This is a genomic window from Marisediminitalea lipolytica, from assembly GCF_001758465.1.
Taxonomy (GTDB): domain Bacteria; phylum Pseudomonadota; class Gammaproteobacteria; order Enterobacterales; family Alteromonadaceae; genus Alteromonas; species Alteromonas lipolytica.
On record NZ_MJIC01000009.1, the window covers coordinates 320,744 to 338,735 of the forward strand.

At 51.8% G+C, this 17,992-nt stretch carries 17 protein-coding genes; 14 read left to right on the forward strand and 3 right to left on the reverse strand.

What is annotated here, in order from left to right; all coding sequences use genetic code 11:
• Window positions 1–12: 12 nt before the first annotated feature.
• The 7 genes from BFC17_RS05150 (at window position 13) to BFC17_RS05180 (ending at window position 6,308) form a co-directional block, all read left to right on the forward strand.
• The gene (locus tag BFC17_RS05150) at window positions 13–765 is read left to right on the forward strand and encodes an SDR family NAD(P)-dependent oxidoreductase (RefSeq protein WP_070175380.1); all 753 of its coding nucleotides are present in this window, start codon (window positions 13–15) and stop codon (window positions 763–765) included.
• A 40-nt stretch (window positions 766–805) separates the two neighbouring features.
• Window positions 806–1,573, forward strand: a complete 768-nt coding sequence (locus BFC17_RS05155) for an SDR family NAD(P)-dependent oxidoreductase (RefSeq protein WP_070175381.1) — start codon at window positions 806–808, stop codon at window positions 1,571–1,573.
• Between the two features lie 69 nt (window positions 1,574–1,642).
• Entirely contained in the window at window positions 1,643–2,428 is a 786-nt protein-coding gene (locus BFC17_RS05160; protein ID WP_070175382.1) for an acyl-CoA thioesterase family protein, read from the forward strand.
• A 139-nt stretch (window positions 2,429–2,567) separates the two neighbouring features.
• Entirely contained in the window at window positions 2,568–3,419 is an 852-nt protein-coding gene (locus BFC17_RS05165) for an IclR family transcriptional regulator (protein WP_070175383.1), read from the forward strand.
• A 528-nt stretch (window positions 3,420–3,947) separates the two neighbouring features.
• The gene (locus tag BFC17_RS05170; RefSeq protein WP_070175384.1) at window positions 3,948–4,514 is read left to right on the forward strand and encodes a DUF2239 family protein; all 567 of its coding nucleotides are present in this window, start codon (window positions 3,948–3,950) and stop codon (window positions 4,512–4,514) included.
• Window positions 4,507–5,919: an MATE family efflux transporter gene (locus tag BFC17_RS05175; RefSeq protein WP_070175385.1), complete on the forward strand. Its 1,413-nt coding sequence runs from the start codon at window positions 4,507–4,509 to the stop codon at window positions 5,917–5,919. Before BFC17_RS05170 ends, BFC17_RS05175 begins: the two co-directional genes overlap by 8 nt.
• On the forward strand, window positions 5,916–6,308 hold the full coding sequence (locus BFC17_RS05180) for a carboxymuconolactone decarboxylase family protein (protein ID WP_070175386.1): 393 nt from the start codon (window positions 5,916–5,918) through the stop codon (window positions 6,306–6,308). Before BFC17_RS05175 ends, BFC17_RS05180 begins: the two co-directional genes overlap by 4 nt.
• Window positions 6,309–6,322: 14 nt before the next feature.
• On the opposite strand, the gene BFC17_RS05185 is transcribed toward BFC17_RS05180, so the two are convergent.
• From BFC17_RS05185 to BFC17_RS05195, 3 genes are all read right to left on the reverse strand, one after another.
• A complete protein-coding gene (locus tag BFC17_RS05185) occupies window positions 6,323–6,649 on the reverse strand; it encodes a helix-turn-helix domain-containing protein (RefSeq protein ID WP_175439527.1) in 327 nt (108 codons plus the stop codon).
• Window positions 6,649–7,962: a type II toxin-antitoxin system HipA family toxin gene (locus BFC17_RS05190; RefSeq protein ID WP_070175388.1), complete on the reverse strand. Its 1,314-nt coding sequence runs from the start codon at window positions 7,960–7,962 to the stop codon at window positions 6,649–6,651. The genes BFC17_RS05185 and BFC17_RS05190 overlap by 1 nt, the downstream gene beginning before the upstream one ends.
• Before the next feature lie 142 nt (window positions 7,963–8,104).
• Window positions 8,105–9,742: an MFS transporter gene (locus BFC17_RS05195; protein WP_070175389.1), complete on the reverse strand. Its 1,638-nt coding sequence runs from the start codon at window positions 9,740–9,742 to the stop codon at window positions 8,105–8,107.
• Between the two features lie 331 nt (window positions 9,743–10,073).
• Here BFC17_RS05195 and BFC17_RS05200 point away from each other — a divergent pair, with 331 nt between their 5' ends.
• The 7 genes from BFC17_RS05200 (at window position 10,074) to BFC17_RS22505 (ending at window position 17,984) form a co-directional block, all read left to right on the forward strand.
• The gene (locus tag BFC17_RS05200; protein ID WP_070175390.1) at window positions 10,074–11,270 is read left to right on the forward strand and encodes a CaiB/BaiF CoA transferase family protein; all 1,197 of its coding nucleotides are present in this window, start codon (window positions 10,074–10,076) and stop codon (window positions 11,268–11,270) included.
• Between the two features lie 37 nt (window positions 11,271–11,307).
• On the forward strand, window positions 11,308–12,093 hold the full coding sequence (locus BFC17_RS05205; RefSeq protein ID WP_070175391.1) for an enoyl-CoA hydratase-related protein: 786 nt from the start codon (window positions 11,308–11,310) through the stop codon (window positions 12,091–12,093).
• A gap of 21 nt (window positions 12,094–12,114) precedes the next feature.
• Window positions 12,115–13,722, forward strand: coding sequence for a class I adenylate-forming enzyme family protein (locus BFC17_RS05210; protein WP_070175392.1), 1,608 nt, complete (start codon window positions 12,115–12,117; stop codon window positions 13,720–13,722).
• Between the two features lie 36 nt (window positions 13,723–13,758).
• Entirely contained in the window at window positions 13,759–14,529 is a 771-nt protein-coding gene (locus BFC17_RS05215; RefSeq protein WP_070175393.1) for an enoyl-CoA hydratase/isomerase family protein, read from the forward strand.
• Entirely contained in the window at window positions 14,522–15,229 is a 708-nt protein-coding gene (locus BFC17_RS05220; protein ID WP_070175394.1) for an SDR family NAD(P)-dependent oxidoreductase, read from the forward strand. The genes BFC17_RS05215 and BFC17_RS05220 overlap by 8 nt, the downstream gene beginning before the upstream one ends.
• Window positions 15,229–16,395, forward strand: a complete 1,167-nt coding sequence (locus BFC17_RS05225; protein WP_070175395.1) for an acyl-CoA dehydrogenase family protein — start codon at window positions 15,229–15,231, stop codon at window positions 16,393–16,395. The genes BFC17_RS05220 and BFC17_RS05225 overlap by 1 nt, the downstream gene beginning before the upstream one ends.
• A gap of 65 nt (window positions 16,396–16,460) precedes the next feature.
• Entirely contained in the window at window positions 16,461–17,984 is a 1,524-nt protein-coding gene (locus tag BFC17_RS22505) for a 3-hydroxyacyl-CoA dehydrogenase family protein (protein ID WP_070175396.1), read from the forward strand.
• Window positions 17,985–17,992 lie beyond the last annotated feature (8 nt).

Below are 17,992 nucleotides of genomic sequence, written 5' to 3' on the forward strand. Positions count from 1 at the left end.
GCGGGAGCTGTTATGCCTCAGGTGAAAAAGTTACTGGGAAAAACCGCGCTGGTTACCGGCGCGTCTTCCGGCCTTGGTTGGCATTTCGCTAAAGAGCTGGCAGCGGCTGGCGCTGATGTTACCGTAGGAGCGCGCCGGGTAGATAAACTCGAAGCCCTGTGCGAGGAAATTCGTGCTGCTGGTGGCGTGGCTAATGCCGTTGCGCTGGATATTACCGATGACGCCAGCGTCGACGCCGCCTTTAACGATGCGACCTTTGACATTGTGGTCAATAACGCCGGTGTCACCCACAACGGTGCGGCAATCGACACTGATATCAGCGACTGGCAATGGGTACTGGATACCGATTTAACCGGGGTATTCCGGGTTGCTCAGGCGGCCGCGAAGAAATTGGTTAGCGAGCAGCGTGGCGGCAGTATTATTAATGTTGCCTCTATTTTAGGTCTTAGAGTTGCGGGGCAGCTTTCTGCCTACGCCACCGCTAAAGCGGCGGTGGTCCAGTTATCGAAAAGTCTGGCGCTGGAATGGGCACGTTACGGTATTCGTGTGAATGCTTTGTGCCCCGGCTATATCGAGACCGACTTGAACCGTGACTTCTTTGCCTCTGATGCAGGGAAGGCGTTAATTAAACGTATCCCGCAGCGTCGGTTAGGCCACCTGGACGATTTAACCGGCCCGCTATTGTTACTGGCCGGTGATGAAAGCAAGTTTATGACCGGTTCGGAAATTGTGGTGGATGGCGGTCACTTAGTGTCGTCACTGTAAGGTCAGTGAAATAATTCAAACAGAATAAAACGGAGATCCTATGCAAGGGTTAGAAGGTAAAACGTACATCGTAACCGGTGGCGGTTCTGGCATCGGCAAGGCAACGGTTGCCCGCTTGTTGCAGGAAGGTGCCAATGTTGCCGTGGTGGATTTGGAACAGGCCACAGCGAAGAAAACTATCGACGAGCTTGGCGCTGCCAGCGACCGCGCCATGGCTTATGGCGTTGACATTGCCGATGAAGATAAAGTGCAAAAAATGGTTACCAACGTGGCAGCCACCTTTGGCGCTATCGATGGTGTAGCCAACTCTGCTGGCGTACGCGGTGTGGGTAATATCCTCGATACTACTCATGAAACCTGGGACCGCAACATGAACGCTAACCTTGAAGGGGCGTTTAACGTATCCCAGGCATTCTGCCGTTATGCTACCGAAGCGGGTAGCGCAGGTGCGATTGTTAATGTGTCTTCAGCAGCGGGCCTTGAAGCGGTGCCTAATCGACTGGCTTATTGTGCTTCCAAGCATGGCGTGATTGGTTTAACCAAAGGTATTGCGTTGGAAATGTCGGCCAAGGGTATTCGTGCCAACGTTATTGCGCCGGGCATGATCCGCACGCCAATGACCGAAGTGATGTTTGCTACCGATGAAAATATCGAGAAAATTCATCGCGCGCACCCAATCGGTCGCGAAGGTCGTCCGGAAGAGGTAGCTGCAGCCATCGTATTTTTGCTGTCGGATGATGCCAGCTTTATAACCGGCACCGTGCTGTCGGTAGATGGTGGTGTAACCGCAGGGTCACCTTCTTTCTGATAAAAGCTTGGATTATTCAGTGCTTATGGGTAAACATAAGCACTGACGTTATTTTACTGCGAGGGGCTGATGGAGCCACAAACTGGTATTTCTGTACTATATACCCGGGTTGAACGCTGGGAATGTGATCACAATGACCACTGGAACACGCGTTTTTACGCCCGTACTATGCAGGAAGCGTCGTTGACGCTCAAAGCTAGGTTTGCGGTGTCGCCTAATTCAGAACATGCGGGTAAAACTTTTAACATCCGCTATTTTCGCGAACTTCGGGTGTTGGATCTGATTGAGGTTCGCAGTGCGAGATACCAGTCCTGCACCATCCATCTGCTGTTTTGCTCGGGTCGCCTGGCGGCGGCTGGTATCGATTACACCTTTAGCTGTGAAGCGCTACCTGAGATTGGTGAAGATGATTTAAGCAGCGTGTTACCTCGCGGCACGGTGTTTCCTGCCAATGTGGATGCAGTGGCGGACTTTACCACGCAGCCCACACAGTTAGGCCGGGTAAACCAGATAGACATGGACGATGAACTGGGTATCCGACAGGAAATTCTGGTGCGCCACTGCGCTATTTCCAATACGGTTTTTATGAACCAAATGGGCCTGACAGCGGACTGGCGCCGGGAAAAAAAATACGGTTTTATGGCGGCGGAAATGGGTTACACCGAACTGGAACCGGTGATGCCGGGTATGGTGCTGCAGGCGTATTCCAAAATTACCGAACAAAAACCTAAAAGTCTGAACATTGAACACCTTCTCACCACGCACGATGGTACACCTGTGGTCCATATCCAGATGGTGCAACTCTGCGTGAGCCTTGAAACGCGTAAGGTAGTAGAGTTGGTGTTGCCTGAGTAAACGGCAAATCGAGGAAGTCTGTTTCTCTGAAATGACGACTAAAGTCGCAACGAGTTTGCGATAAAATACGCGTGGTTATTTTGCACGGCAATCAACCTTTGAGGTAGTATATTGCCTTGTTCAGGGGTCGACGATAACAATGAATACAAACGAAGAGACAATAAGTAACGATAAGATAAATGACACAGGCGAACAGGAACGTGACGCCGGTGCCAACAGTCTTACCCGTATGCTCAGCATTTTGGATCTTTTCACCGAAGATAATCCGCTGTGGGCTACCAACGAAATCCTGGCAGCTCTGGAAGTGTCTCGTTCAACCGGATACCGCTATATTCGCTCAATGGCCAGTGCTGGCCTTATCAGCGCAGTAGGTAATGGTTACTACATTCTTGGCCCACGCATTATTGAACTGGACCTGCAAATCAGAAACACCGACCCCTTGCTACAGGCATCCGAAGGCGTGTTGGAGGAACTCTGTGATACCACCGGCCATTCAGCTCTTCTGTGTACTCTTTTTCAGAACTCTGTTTTGTGTGTGCGGGAATCTCTCGCGCCATTCAGCCCGGCTGATTTGATGGGCCGGGGACAACGTCGTCCGTTATTACGCGGTGCCATGTCCAAAGTGATTCTGGCCCATTTATCTGCTCATCGCCTTCGCAGTATTTATAATCGCCGTCAGGATGAAATCCTCGAATCCAGACTAGGCGGTAGTTGGGACGAGTTTCGTGCCAATATGGCTGCTATTCGAAATGATGGCTATGCCAGCTCCAGTGGTGAATTTACCCAAACCATGATTGGCGCCAGCGCGCCGGTATTTAATGCCGGTGATGAAGTCATTGGCTCTGTGGGTGTCGCCTGGGAAAAAAGCGAAATGGGACAGGTAGACATTGCCCGTATTGCGCTGTCGGTTAAACGTGCCGGCCGGGAAATTTCAGCCCGTATGCGCGACCGGAGCATGGGCAAAGTGTTGCGCCCGCGGGCTGTGGGCTAACCCGCTACAGACTCTTTTGTATCCTTATTTCTGAATCACTCATTGCACAACATGGTTACTTTTCGTGGAGTGATTTAGTTCGGATTGTTATCGGTTAGCAAACATAGATTATTCAAGATTGTTGTCTGCGTCGCCGACAGCGACCAGAGGGTGTTGTGCGACACCCTCTGGACTCCCCGCAGCCCTTATCAGTGAAAAGCGTCATCGTCCCTGGCAGAACAAACTGGACCGTCAATGACGGCACATCCCTGTGCCGCATCGACTGAATCCTCATCCGTGAGGATTCTTCCAGTTTGTTATGTATGCCAGTGAAGATGACAACACTGAAGAAGGGCGAATGATTGTTCTTTCTTCGATGTAAATGAAGCTTCCTCCGGGAAGTAAACGCAAAGCTATTTTCATTGGAAGTTTGATTTTCTGCTCTGGAAATTAAAATATCAGATTTCACCCTTATTTTACCCGGGTAATATTGTTTAATTCCTGAGCTGTGTTATTTTTACCCTGGTAAAATTAATGAGGAAATTAATCATGTCCAGAACCTATATTGCAGTGCACAATAAAGCACTGCTCGCCGAGGGCGATCTGCACAGTGTCGTTCGCACGGTGAAGCAACAGCAACCCGATGCCGAACCTTATTTGTTTGACCTGGAAAACGGCAAGCGGGTAGATATTGACTGGCGTGGCGACGTTGAAAAAGTTATCGCTGGTTTACCGGTCTCATTGTTACCGCCGGTGAAAAAGCGGGGGCGACCTAAGCTGGGTGTACTGTCAAAAGAAGTGACCCTACTGCCGGAACACTGGGAGTGGCTTGCTGTTCAGCGCGGTGGTGCTTCAACCACGCTGCGTCGGTTAATCGATACGGCGATGACAAAAACCACACCAGCCCAGCAACGGCGAATCAAGCAGGATCAGCTTTACAGTATGATGCGGGTATTTGAGGACGAAGCTGGTTTTGAAGCCGCCTCGCGCGCATTATACAGGCTGGAAGAACAAGCATTCCTGAACGCAATCGCAGGCTGGCCGCAGGCACTGCAGGATATCTATAAACAAAAGTTCAGCGCTTTAATGACATCAGGGAATGAAAACCATGACTGAGCAAACCCACGAAAACCCGTATGTAACCCCGCCGTTGCCGAGGGTATTTTTAAAAACGGCGCTGCCTATCATTCTGATGATGCTGGTAAGTGGCTCGCTTAATTTAGTTGATGCGTACTTTATTGGTGTCTTTGTTGGTGCGGATGGACTTGCAGCTGTTACCGCAATGTTTCCGCTGTTTATGGTGCTGATTGCGCTATCCACCTGGATTGCCAGTGGCTTTGCCAGCGTGATGGCACGATTAAGCGGTGCCGGCGATCATGAGGCCGCACGTAACGCTTACGGTCAGGCTATTACACTGTCGCTTTTTATTGCGGTCGTGCTGATGATTTTGTTTAGCCTTACCGGACAATCACTGGCGCTGATGAGTAATAACGGCAATGAAACGCTGGCCGCCATGAGCTTTACCTATATGAACATCATCATACTGGGCTCACCACTTATTTTCTGGCTGGGCATAGGCGCAGACAGCCTGCGTAGTGAGGGGCATGTTGGATTTATGGCCATAGTCTCGCTGGTTACCACGCTGGGTAACGGCGTGATGAACTATGTCTTTATCGTTATTATGGAGTTAGGCGTTGCCGGGTCATCTTACGGAACCATTGCGGCACAGGTGCTAGCGCTTGGTGCGATTTGGTTTTTTCGTCGCAGTGACCGTAACCGGTTAAGAGTGCCATTGTTTGCCATTACCACAGAGCGTAGTCGCTGGCCGGAGTTTCTCTCGCTCGGCGCACCGTCCAGCCTTACTTACATCGGCGTAGCATTAACCTCTGCGGCCATTTTGTTTAGTCTGCAGCAATGGTTACCGGATAGTTATGCAGTCACGGTTAGCGCTTATGGGGTTATTACCCGGGTGATGACCTTTATATTTCTGCCGCTGCTGGGACTGGGTCTGGCCATGCAAAGCATCGTAGGCAATAACGTAGGGGCAGGGGCTTATCAACGCTCTAATCGCAGCCTGTGTATCGCCTTAGCGGTGGCGCTGAGTTACGGGCTATTGACCGAGGCATTACTGTGGTGGTTACGCGCAGATATAGGCTTGCTGTTTGTTGCCGACCCCTCTGTTGCTGATGAAGTGGCGCGTCTACTTCCTCCGGTTAGCCTGGCGCTGTTTTTACTAGGGCCACTGATGATGATCAACTTTTACTTTCAGAGTATTGGTGACGCCAGACGCGCCGGGATACTGAGTATTGCCAAAACCTATTTGTTTGCCTTGCCGCTGGTATTTATATTGCCTCTGGCGTGGGGCGAATGGGGTATCTGGTATGCCGGGCCTGCCGCAGAGTTTCTCGCGCTGCTGTTAACCTCAGCGATATTGTACCAACGTGCTATTGGGGGCAACCACCGCTTTGGCTTATTGTACAAAGAGACCGATATTGAACTGGTGAAACAGGAGGCACTATGAGTAAAGATCAGCAAACCTATGAGCAAGGCCTGAGAATCAGACGGGAAGTCATGGGCGACGCCCATGTTAACCGCGCGCTGAACAATGCATCTGAATTCAGCCAGCCATTGCAGGATATGGTTATTCGCAATGCCTGGGGCGAAACCTGGGTACGGGACGGTATCAGTAAACAAACCCGCAGTCTGGTGACCATTGCCACCCTGGCTGCGTTAAAGGCATCTACCGAACTTAAAGGTCATGTGCGCGGCGCGCTGCGTAATGGCTGTACTGTGGCTGAAATACAGGAAGTGTTACTGCACTCTGCCGTGTACTGCGGTATGCCAGCAGGCATAGAAGCCTTCCGCGCCGCTGAAGAAGCCATTAACGCCTGGCAGGACGAGAATAGCTAAAGTCGGGCTAAAGCCTACATCACCTGTTCGCTGTCAGGCGATGATGCAGCAGTTGAATCAATGCATCGACGTAGAAATTCGATATCGGGCCTTACCATAACAGGCTGGAGCTTAAAGGGCGCAAACGCTTTGTTCACGATGGCTTCAGTTGGTTCGCCCTGGTCTCTTTCTATGTCGATTAAGGCATTTCTGCCTATACCCGTGAGCTTGCAATAGCGAATTTGTGTCATTCTGAGTACGTTTTTGCGTAGTGCTTTAAGTAACTGGCCACGGGATAAGTTACCACGCAGATGTTCGGCTGTGAGCTGTATGAGTTGCTTTTCAATATCAGATGCATCCACTAACTGAGTCCCCATTGTTGCAGTTTCTCTTCAATATTTTGATAACGGGCAGTTGGCGCGTGCAATATAGTTGTTGGTACGCCTCTTTGAAGCAAACGTGAATACAGTCCTTTTAAGCTTTGTGCTTTGCCAATTAACGCGTTGAGCACATGGTCGGTGTTAATGTTGCTCAGGCTGGCCACAATTGCCGGAAAATTAAATTCTCCGCCAACCTCTAATGGATGTCCCCAGGTGGTTGTGCGGGTAATGACTTCAGGATCAAACTTCATCGGAGCGAAATCGTAAACAGGAGCGAGTCTGGTCTGTGTCATAGTTTTTAAGACCGCCATATTACGACCATGGTTGTCGGTATTCGCAAACACGATGTTGAGCAGATCCCGCCAAATATATTCGATAGCAAAAATAGAGCGCTTTTCTGTGCTGGTATGCTCCAGTGCATCACACAGACAAGTGAAGACGTCCTGATGTTTTAGTGCGCCAGATGCTTTGCCAATCAAAGAATAAATGGACTCAAGGCCATATTGGCGACGTTTACCGTTATTACCCACAGCAATATCAAACCGCGGTAACCACAGGCTTGGACCTTGCTCGCTCTCTATTAAACGCATAGAGTTGGTGGCAATGGTATCGACACTGAGAGCTTCCAATTCGTGGTAAAAATGATATTCAGCTCGCAAAATATCTTGATCTATCCGGGTATTGTTCCCTCTGGGAAACTTCACCAGATAATAAATGCTATCAGCGGAAATCTGGCTTTGTGTTGTATCAATGCTGATGTTTCCGCTGCCATCCTGAACCAGTAATAACTTCGGCGCTTCTCCTCCTGCACCAGTAGCGCCGCCACTAGCGGCTCCAATCTGCTGGGCATAAGAGAGAAAATCACGATTGTAAGAGGTCACATCGTGCTCGGTAAATTGCACCGACAGAGCTCCCTCGTTCGCTTTTTCCACACATTCTTTAATGCGTAAGTTACCCACGGGCGCAATTACGGCGTTTTTTAGTAACGCTACTTTTTGTTCGTAGAAGGGAAGGTCAGCAATCCCCAGGTGTTCTATCCACCAACGGTAGCTGGCACCTGAAGGCAGTATGTCATTCAGATAGCCAAACCAGGGCTTTTCTGAATAGGTCAGCGCTAATTCAACTGGATATCTGAGACTGCAGGCCGGCGCCCATTTTGAACCTAAATGTTCTACAGCATAATCTGTAAGATAGGCCGTTTTTTGCTGAACTGAATTATCTGACTCATGCAGTGTCAGCCTGGCAGCATCGTGCCAGGCTCCATTAATTTGCGTTTGTACTGTAACTGTCAGCATTTATTGTTTACCTAAACAAACATTAATAAGCAGTTAAGCATTATTTGTTTGTTCAAGCAAACATAAAGGGGCATTTTTAATCTTTTTGTTTATCGCAGTAAACAATGCCGTCTGGTGATAGCGTAAAAGCCGTCAATAACGCTTAGTGACGATCTGCACCGTCCTGGGCAATATCCCCTGAATCGATGGCCTCTTCGGTCCAGCGCACTGAGCCGATCGGGCGCTCCAGGCGGTGGCGGGTCACAATTGGCTCGCCGGGAATAAGCATGGCCTGCACTTCCTGCTGGGTTTTATCATCCCGCTCGGTATAGCGCTCCTGCATGCGCAGGTAGTCGAGCCAGGTGGACATATGGTAGCGCTCTATCCATACCCGACTGTCGGAAATATCCCGCGATAAAGACCAGTCATAGGCACCGTTGCGTTTACGCTGACGTTCCAGTTTATGCATAACGCGGTAAAACTTCCGCGCATCCACCGGGAAGACTTTGTATTCTTTTTCCAGATAAATAGGGCCACTACGGTGAGTAATATTCAGCGATACCGACAGGTTGGTCGGTGGCTCCGGGATTTCTTTGGTGGTTTCAAAATCCGGGATCGGCAGAATTTTACCCAGCAAGGCTGAAGACATCAGGCTTACTGCAATCACCAGCAGGGTAGTGTGTACGTCGAACAGCTCAATGAGTTCGCCCCACAGCAAGCTGCCCAGCACTATTCCGCTGGTAGTGGCGGCCGAATAAGTGGCCAGCGCCCGCCCCATTACCCACCGTGGTGAGACAGTCTGAATACAGGTGTTTAACGTGGCAAAAGTGATCAGCCAGCCCATGCCGGATATCACCATGATAAGTGCGACAACAAACGTGTAAGGAATAAGCGCCAGGCTTAATGCGCCGATACCAAGCATTGCTGCAGAGAGGCTAATCATGCTCTCACTGCCCACCTTCTGACGCAATACTGGCAGGGCTCTCGCACCGGCCACTGCACCAAAACCAAAGGAGGCCAGGATAATTCCGTATTCTACCGAATCGCCTTTGAGCAGGTACTTAGCTGCCAGTGGCATGAGCGCCAGCAAACCGATACCCAGCGCACCGACGATAAAGCCGCGAAATACGATGACCCGGCTGGCAGGGGAGTAAAACACAAAGCGCAGACCGGTTACGATGGCTTTGTCGACCCGCTCTGGCGGCAAGCGTGGCGGTGTGGGCTGATATTGCCACAGCCACATGACAACCAAGAACGGCAAAAACGACAGCGCCGCCACCGAAAAGGCCGCCGATACCCCGGCCCAGGCAACCAGCACACCACCAATTGCCGGGCCAATAGCCCGCGCCAGGTTTTGACTGATGGAACGTAAAGCTATCGCCGAGGGTAACTGTTTGGGGGGCACCAGATTAGGCACAGCAGTTTGCCAGGCCGGATCGTAAATCGCCATGCCCACACCGGTTAGCATACACAGCGCCAGCAGATAGAAAGGCGTTACTGCATCCAGCAGTGCCAGCGTAAGCAATCCGGCTGCTGCCACAAAAGAAATAGCCAGACCTAAGGTCGCTACACTTCGTTTATTAAACACATCGGCAATGGCCCCGGCCGGAATGGATAGCAACATCAGTGGCAAGTACGTTGCAGCCTGTACCCAGGTCACCATGGCATCGCTGGAGGCGATTTCTACCATTGCCCAGGCCACGCCCACGCCTTGTATCAGTAACCCGATATTACTGAAAACACTGGAAAACCAGGCGCGTCGAAAGACGGGGGTAGACAACGGATTATCGGAATTTTGCATGATGTTTGATGCTCTGCTCGGCTTACTTCACAAAAATAATAATAGACCGGCTGAAGGTAGTTGGTGATAAGCCGGTATTATATGGCTTTAATATACTGGTGTCTCACTATTTAGGATTAACTCTTATTCTTAGCGGGAATAAGTGTGTATTTGAGGCAGACACATTGCCTAATGCAAACACAATTCCACCGCCTGCGACTCCCACAAAGACACTCCCGACAGCCCCACAGTCATGTTAATCCCTTGTAAATTCTGGCCTGTAGCTTCATTCCGGCCAGTGGCATACATGTTGCAATTTGCCCTCAATAATCTGGTTATTTGGAATTAATGAATGTCGCGTCTACCGTTTGAAGACCTGCCTGTCCGCGCATGTGCTACCGGGATCCAGTTTTTACAAGGCATCCGGGTGATTGACCTGACCACCTCTGTTGCCGGCCCTTACGCCACCCTGTTGCTTGGCGACTTTGGCGCTGAAGTGCTTAAAGTTGAACGACCTAATGGGGATGATGCGCGCCACTGGGGCCCTCCCTTCCTTGAAGGAGAGGCGCTGTGGTTTGTGGCCATGAACCGCAACAAGAAAAGTATCACGATGGACATGCGCGACGCGGATCAGCGCGCCATGTTTGATGAGCTGGTTAAAACCGCTGATGTGGTGGTCACCAATCAGCCGCCCAATGTGCAAAAGAAATTAAAGCTCGATTACGATGCCATTAAGGGCCTGAAGGATGACATTATTTTTGTCTCTATTTCAGGTTTTGGCCTGGACGGCGAGCGCGCCGACCTGACCTGTTATGACCTGATTGCTGAAGGTTACTCGGGCATCATGGATATCACCGGTGCGCCGGATAGCGCACCACAAAAAATAGGCGCGCCGGCGGCCGATATGCTGGCCGGACAGGATGCCGCCATGGCGACTATGGCAGCTCTGTTTGAAAAGCAGCGCAGCGGTAAAGGCGCCAAAATCGATGTCAGCCTGGTTCAGAGCATGACCCGTTTTCTGGCTTGCCGTATTTCGCCGTATCTGGGCGCCGGTGAAGTGCCTAAGCGCTCTGGCGGTACTGATTCGGTCATCGCCATTTACCAGGCATTTGAGACAGCCGATGAGCCTATCACCCTGGGCCTGGGTTCTGATGCGATCTGGCAGCGTTTTTGGCAGGCCGTTGGCGATGAAGCTTACGGTGCCAATGAAGCATACGGGTCCAACGTTAAGCGTCGCGAACACCGCGCTGATATCGTCGCCAAAATTCAATCTGTTTTGATTTCTCAGCCTCGTGCCCATTGGCTAGAGGTATTTGGTGCTGCGCGCATTCCGGCCGGGCCAATAAACAGCGTTGATCAGGTGTGTGCTGATAAGCATTTGAAGGACCGCGGCATGTTCTACACCCTTGAAGGGGCGGACGGTCGTCGTGTGCCGCAAATCGGTCTGGGTATCAATATTAATGACCAGCAATCTATCGCCAGCTCGTTACCGCCCAAACTGGGTGAGCACAACGACGAAATTTTAAATGCATTGCGTCAGCAAAAGTAACTGACCAGAGCACAGGATAAGAATAAGGAACCCAACAATGACTCAAGAATTTACCCAGATTATCTATCAGGAAGACGGCCCTATTGCGCGCATTACCCTGAATCGTCCGGATAACGGCAACATGTTTACCGAAACCATGTGCCACGAGCTACGTGACTGTATCGAAGGCATTCGCCGTGAATCCCGCACCCGGGTGGTGGTACTGACCGGTGCCGGCGACAAGTTTTTCTGTATTGGTGGCGAAAAAGACGGCATGGAAAAAACCCAGCTGTACGCGGGCGTACTGCCCACGCTGGAGATGTACGAAGCCATCGATAAATTACAAAAACCCGTAATTGCCAGTGTTAACGGCTTTGCCGTAGGCGGCGGTAACGTGCTGCAAGTGGTGTGTGACATGACCATCGCCAAGGAAAGCGCAGTGTTTCGTCAGGTTGGCCCGATGATGGGCTCCTACGACGCAGGCTACGGCACCTGGTATTTAGAAGACTTGGTCGGTAAAAAACGCGCTAAGGAAATCTGGTACACCAATAAGAAAATGTCGGCACAGGAAGCTATGGAGATCGGCATGATCAACCGCGTTGTGCCGGATGAAGAGCTGGCCGAAGCGACTACGGCATTCGCCCTGGAAGTGGCTGATCGTGGTCCGATGGCACTGGCTGCCATTAAAGGTGCCTTTAACGCCCGTCATGGCGGGGTGGGCGGTTTGTCTCGTGTTACTCACGACTTACTGCTGCGCAGCTATCTGGAAACCGATGAATCGAAAGAGCTGAGCGCCAGCTTTAAAGAACGTCGTAAGCCAGACAGCAGCAAATTTGGTAACTAATTTCGTATTTTAGGAGGCCAGATGCTCCCGTACCTAACCACCCATGATCCGGCTAAAGCCCGGTCCTACTATGACCAGGGCTTGTGGCAGAGTGAGACATTTTACGATTTACTGTGTCAGCATACGGCGGCCCGTCCTGATGCTCCGGCGCTCAGAGACGGACGCTCAACCTTATCCTGGTGTACGGTGAAAGCTCGGGTAGACGCCTTTGCCGATGACCTGGCCGAACAGGGCATCAGCTCCGGCGATCGCATTTCCATCTGGATGTCTAACCGGGTCGAATGTGTGATTGCCTTTCTAGGCGCGTCTCGCGAAGGGGTTGCCGTTAACCCTTCGCTGCATAAAAGCCATACCTGTAAAGAAGTCATTGAGCTACTCGGAGAGTTGCAGGCTAAAGCCATTGTGACCGAAGACAGCTGGGGTGCCGATCGTAAAACCAACGATTTCTACGCCATGCTTGATACCTTACCCTTTGTGCAAAAGGTGTATAAACCTGATGCCTTTCCGGGGCATATCACTAACGCGGATCCGGAAATTGTCAGTAACCCTGATGTGGTCACGTATCTGGCATTTACCTCAGGTACCACAGGTCGGCCAAAATGCGTAATGCATTCGGCCAATACACTGCTGGCTAACGCCCGCGACCTGGCGCGTGACTGGAAGCTCGATGCTACGTCAGTCATTTTATCCTTAAGCCCGTTCTCTCATCATATCGCCTGGGTGGCTTTTTCCCAATGGGTGGTGTGTGGTGGACAACTGGTGATGAATGATTTGCCGAAAGGCAAAACGACCCTCGACTGGCTGCTGGAAACCGAAGCTACTTATGTGCTGGGAGTGCCAACCCATGCCATGGACATTCTGGATGAACAGCGCAGTCGTAACCTGCCTAATCTGGGCAGTGTAAAAACCTTCTACATGGCCGGTTCGCCGATACCGGAAGTGGTGGCGCAGGCGTTTGTTAAACAGGGTATTGCCCCGCAAAACGTATATGGCATGACCGAATGTTCCTCGCACCAGTACACCCATCCCGATGACTCCATGGATGTCTGGACCACCACCTGTGGTCGCGGTGGCCCGGCGTATAAAGTGAAGATCTGGAACCCGGAATACCCGGATGAAGAAATGCCGCAAGGCCTGGCCGGCGAAATCGGTGGCCGCGGTGCCTGTCAGATGCTGGGGTATTTTGATAACCAAAGCGCAACTGAAAAGACCTTTAACAAGCACGGTTATCTGATGTCAGGCGACCTTGGCTACTTTGACAGCCTCGGCAACCTGCATATTCAGGGGCGGGCCAAGGATCTGATAATTCGCGGTGGCCACAATATTTATCCGGCTGATATCGAAGCTGCAGCAGTAAAACATACTGCCGTTGCTAAAGCTGCCGCCTTTGGTATTCCGGATGACCGCCTGGGTGAGAAGGTCTGTCTGGCGGTGATTGGCGAGCTCAATGCCGATGACATGCTGCGCTTTTTAGACAGTGAAGGGCTTTCCAAATATGACATGCCCGAGTGGTTTATTGCCCTCGACGCAATGCCGCTGACCGCCAGTGGCAAAATCCTCAAACGTGAATTGCAGGCCATGGTTGCCCGGGGCGAAATCAGCCCTGAAGCAGTTCGTTTTAAGGCCTGATTATCAGGCAATTCAAGGCGTAACAAGGCAAAAAGAATGAATGTAGAACTCAGCAGAGAAGACGATATCGCGATACTAACGCTCAACCGTCCTGAAGCACTTAATGCGTTGTCTTTTGACATCCTGAAACAAATTGGCGATGCCATTGATGAAGTGGATGCCATGCAGGGCGTGCGTGCGCTGTTAATTACCGGCGCAGGTGATAAAGCCTTTTGTGCCGGCGCTGACATTAAAGAGCTGCGTAATCGCAAGCTCACTGAGCAAAAGCGCGGCGCAGAGCTGGGCCAGGCAGTATTCGCCAAACTGGATCGCCTCAAGGTCGCCTCTGTGGCGCTGGTTAACGGTTACGCCTTTGGCGGCGGGTCAGAGCTGGCGCTCGCCTGCAGTTTTCGCCTGGCATCGCCCAATGCGGTATTTGGCTTACCCGAAGTCAAACTGGGATTGATCCCTGGCTATGGCGGCACCCAGCGTTTACCGCGCTTAATTGGTGAGTCAAGGGCGCTGGAAATCATCATGACCGGTCGCAACGTGAAAGCCGAAGAAGCCGAGCGCATAGGTCTGGTTAATCAGGTGGTTGAGGGCGATTTAATGGCGGCAGGCAAAGAATTTGCCGCCCGCTTTACCCGTTACAGCCTGCCAGTGCTCGAGTTTGCCCGCCGGGCTGTGCAGCGCGCTGGCGATACGACACTGTATGAAGGCCTGCAGGTTGAAGCGGATCTCTCCACACTGGCTTATCGCTTAAATGATGCCGAAGAAGGCATGGCCGCCTTTGAGGAAAAACGTAAAGCGGAGTTTAAGGATGAGTAAGGGACAAATCGTAGTCACCGGTGCCTCAAAAGGCATTGGTGCTGAAATCGTCAACCAACTGGCGGCAAAAGGCGTTGATGTAGTCGGCCTTTCGCGCACTGGCACCGTGCCAGCGGGCACCGGCATTGCCTGTGATATGACAGACGAACAATCGGTACGTGATGCCTTTGCCAAAGTCGCCGAACGCGGCCCGATTGCTGGATTGGTTAATAACGCCGGGGTGCATATTCTTGGCGCTATCGAAAGCCTGACCGTTGAGTCGTTTAATCAGACCATTGAGCTTAATACCACAGCGGTGATGGTCGCCTCCCGCGAAGCCTACCCGCACCTTAAAGCCAATGGCGGCGGTGTGGTGGTTAACATGGGTTCGTTTTTTGGCAAGCTCGGTGTGCCTCATAATCTGGCCTATTGTGCCTCTAAAGCCGCCGTGGCCGCGATGACCCGCTGTATGGCGGTGGAATGGGCGGCGGATAATATTCGCGCCATTAATATCGCGCCGGGTTATATCGAAACCGACCTCAACCGCGACTATCTGGCCCGCGAAAAAGTGAAAGCCTGGATGGCCGAACGTATTCCGCTGGGACAGCCCGGCAAAGCAGACGATATTGCCCGTATGGTGGCCTGGCTGTGTACCGAGCCAGGCGGATTCTTAACCGGCGAAACCATCTATGTCGACGGTGGTCAGGGGATTAATCACTAATGAAAATGTTTGATAAAGTACTGGCGTCCCGCCAGTGGAACGAAGAAGAGCGCATGATCCTGGACCAGGTTCAGCGTATGGTTGATAAGGTGATTGCACCCAATGCCGAGCATGTTGATGCCACCGGCGAGTTTCCCTGGGAAAACGTCAACGCCATTAATGAGCTGGGTTTAAACACTATCTTCGTGCCGGAAGAATATGGCGGCATGCCCATGTCCTATCGGTTGTATCTTGAAATCGTAACCATGATTTCGGAAGCCTGCGCCTCTACCGGGATTATCTACGCGACCAACTATCACGGTATGAAACCGCTGATTGAATACGGTAACGAAGAACAAAAGCAACGCCTGTTGCCCTGTATTGCTGAAGGCGGCTTAGGCGCGCTGGCCATTACCGAACCGTCTGCCGGCTCTGATGCTACCGGTATGAAAACTTCGTTCCGCCCGGACGGTGACGACATCATCATTAACGGCTCTAAAATCTTTATCAGTAACGGCGACGTGGCCGACCGCTACCTGGTGTTTGGTAAGTGGACCGAAATTGACGACCCCAAAGGCGCAATCAGTGCGTTGATTCTGGAAAAAGGCGCTGAAGGTTTTTCAGTTATCTCTAAAGAGAAAAAGATGGGCCACAATGGTTCTTCTACCTGTGCGCTGGCCTTTGATGATATTCGCGTGCCGCGGGCTAACCTGCTCGGTGAACCCGGTGACGGCCTCAAAATCTTGCTAGCGTCGTTAAACAAATCCCGTCCATCGGTAGCTGCCCATGCCCGTGGTATCGCCCGTGCTGCGTTCCGCGACATGGTGGCCTATGCCAACGACCGTAAACAGTCTAATCGCGCGGTACTCGATTTTCAGGGGATTCAGTTCTTAATCGCCGATCTGGCCGGTGAACTGGCCATGGTAGAAAAGTGGATTGATTACGTGGCTGACATGGTCGACAGCGGCGAAAACGACATTGGTCTGGAAGCCTCGCTGGCGAAAATGCGCGCCAGTGATTTAGCCATGAAGATGAGTGACAACTGCGTGCAAATCCACGGCGGTTACGGCTACTGCCGTGATTACCGGGCTGAGCGCCTGATGCGTGATGCCAAGATAACCCAAATCTGGGAAGGCACCAATCAGGTTCACCGTCAGCTAATTGGTCGCAGTTTCCGCGCTCGCTAAGTGTTTTTCAATTTTCTTTATATTTTCGTGGCAGCAGTGCTGCCGCGGGTTAACAGGAGTTAACAATGAGCTCATCAATTAAGAAAGTCGCTGTATGCGGTGCTGGTGGCACTATGGGTGCTGGTATTGCGCTGGTGGCGGCCCGCGGTGGCTTCGACACCATTTGTTTTGACCTAAACGCCGATCGACTGGCAACACAGCAACAAGCGGCCGCAAAATTCTTTGACCGCTCGGTAGATAAAGGTCGCATGAGTCAGGCCGACCGAGATACCGCCCTTGGCCGCATGCACAGCACAACAGACCTCAACGATCTGGCTGACTGCGACTTGGTTATCGAAGCCGTATTTGAAAGTCTGGATGCCAAACGTGACCTGTTCGGCAAGCTCAATGACATCTGTAAAGCAGAAACAATCTTCGCTTCGAATACGTCTACGCTTTCCATTACGCAAATTGCCGGTGGCTGTGGTCGTGAAGACAAAGTTGTGGGCATGCACTTTTGTCTGCCCGCCCAGGTGATGAAGCTGATTGAAATGTCCAAGGGCATCAATACCTCAGAAGACACCTTTCAAACCGCCTGGCAGTGGACCGAAAGCGCCGGCCAGATCCCGGTGGAAACCCAGGACAAACCGGGTTTTATCCTGAACGCGCTGTTAGTACCGTTTAACAACGATACCATTCGCGCCATTGATGCCGGCCTGGCAACCCCTGAAGATATCGACTTAGCCATTCGCTCAGGCCTGGGCTATAAAATGGGCCCTTGCACGCTGCTCGACTTAGTGGGCCTTGATACCCAAATCCTGTTGGGCGAAGCATTTTATCCAATCACTCTGGATGTACGCGCGTCGGTGCCACCGCTACTGCGTCGCATGGTGGCCGCAGGCAAACTGGGGAATAAATCCGGCGGCGGCTTCTTAACCGGCGCAACCAGTGAAAAAGCCTCCTCGGCACCGGCTTATGAGATGGTGCATCACGGTCAGGGCCGCTCCTTTACCAACGATGATGACTTTGTAAAACATGCGGCAGTATCTGCTGAGGTGGCTGTTCACCTTGGTGGCGGCTATGTAAAAGCGCCAGAAAAAACCGCTGTGCTGGTAGAGCTTGATACCGAGTGTCTGGGGTATCACACCGGTGAAGACCTGACCGAAGACACTGCAAATACCGTTGGCTTTGCCCGTTATCGCAATGGTGATGAAGCCCCTTCGCCGTTAATCGAGCTGGTGTATAAACCGCACACCTCTGCTGACGCCATTGCGGCGGCGCGCGCGGTGTTCGAAGTGGCCGGTTTTGATGTGGTGGTTTGTAAAGATTTGCCAGGCCGTATTATCGACCGCTTGGTACGCCCGAAATATAACGACGCCCTGCGCTTTGTGGATGAAGGCTTAGCGTCTCCGGGCGATATGGATAAAACCTGCTGTATGGGACTGGGTTACCCGGTCGGTCCGGTAGCACGGGTTACCGCTGGTGGACTGGCCCGTCATTATGAGGTCTCTAAGGCCCTTCTGGATACGACAGGGTTGGTGGGCTATTCGCCTGCCAGAGCGGCGGTGGTTAGCCATTCGCGTCAGCTTGCCAGCAAGAACGAAGCCTGATAGCAGGA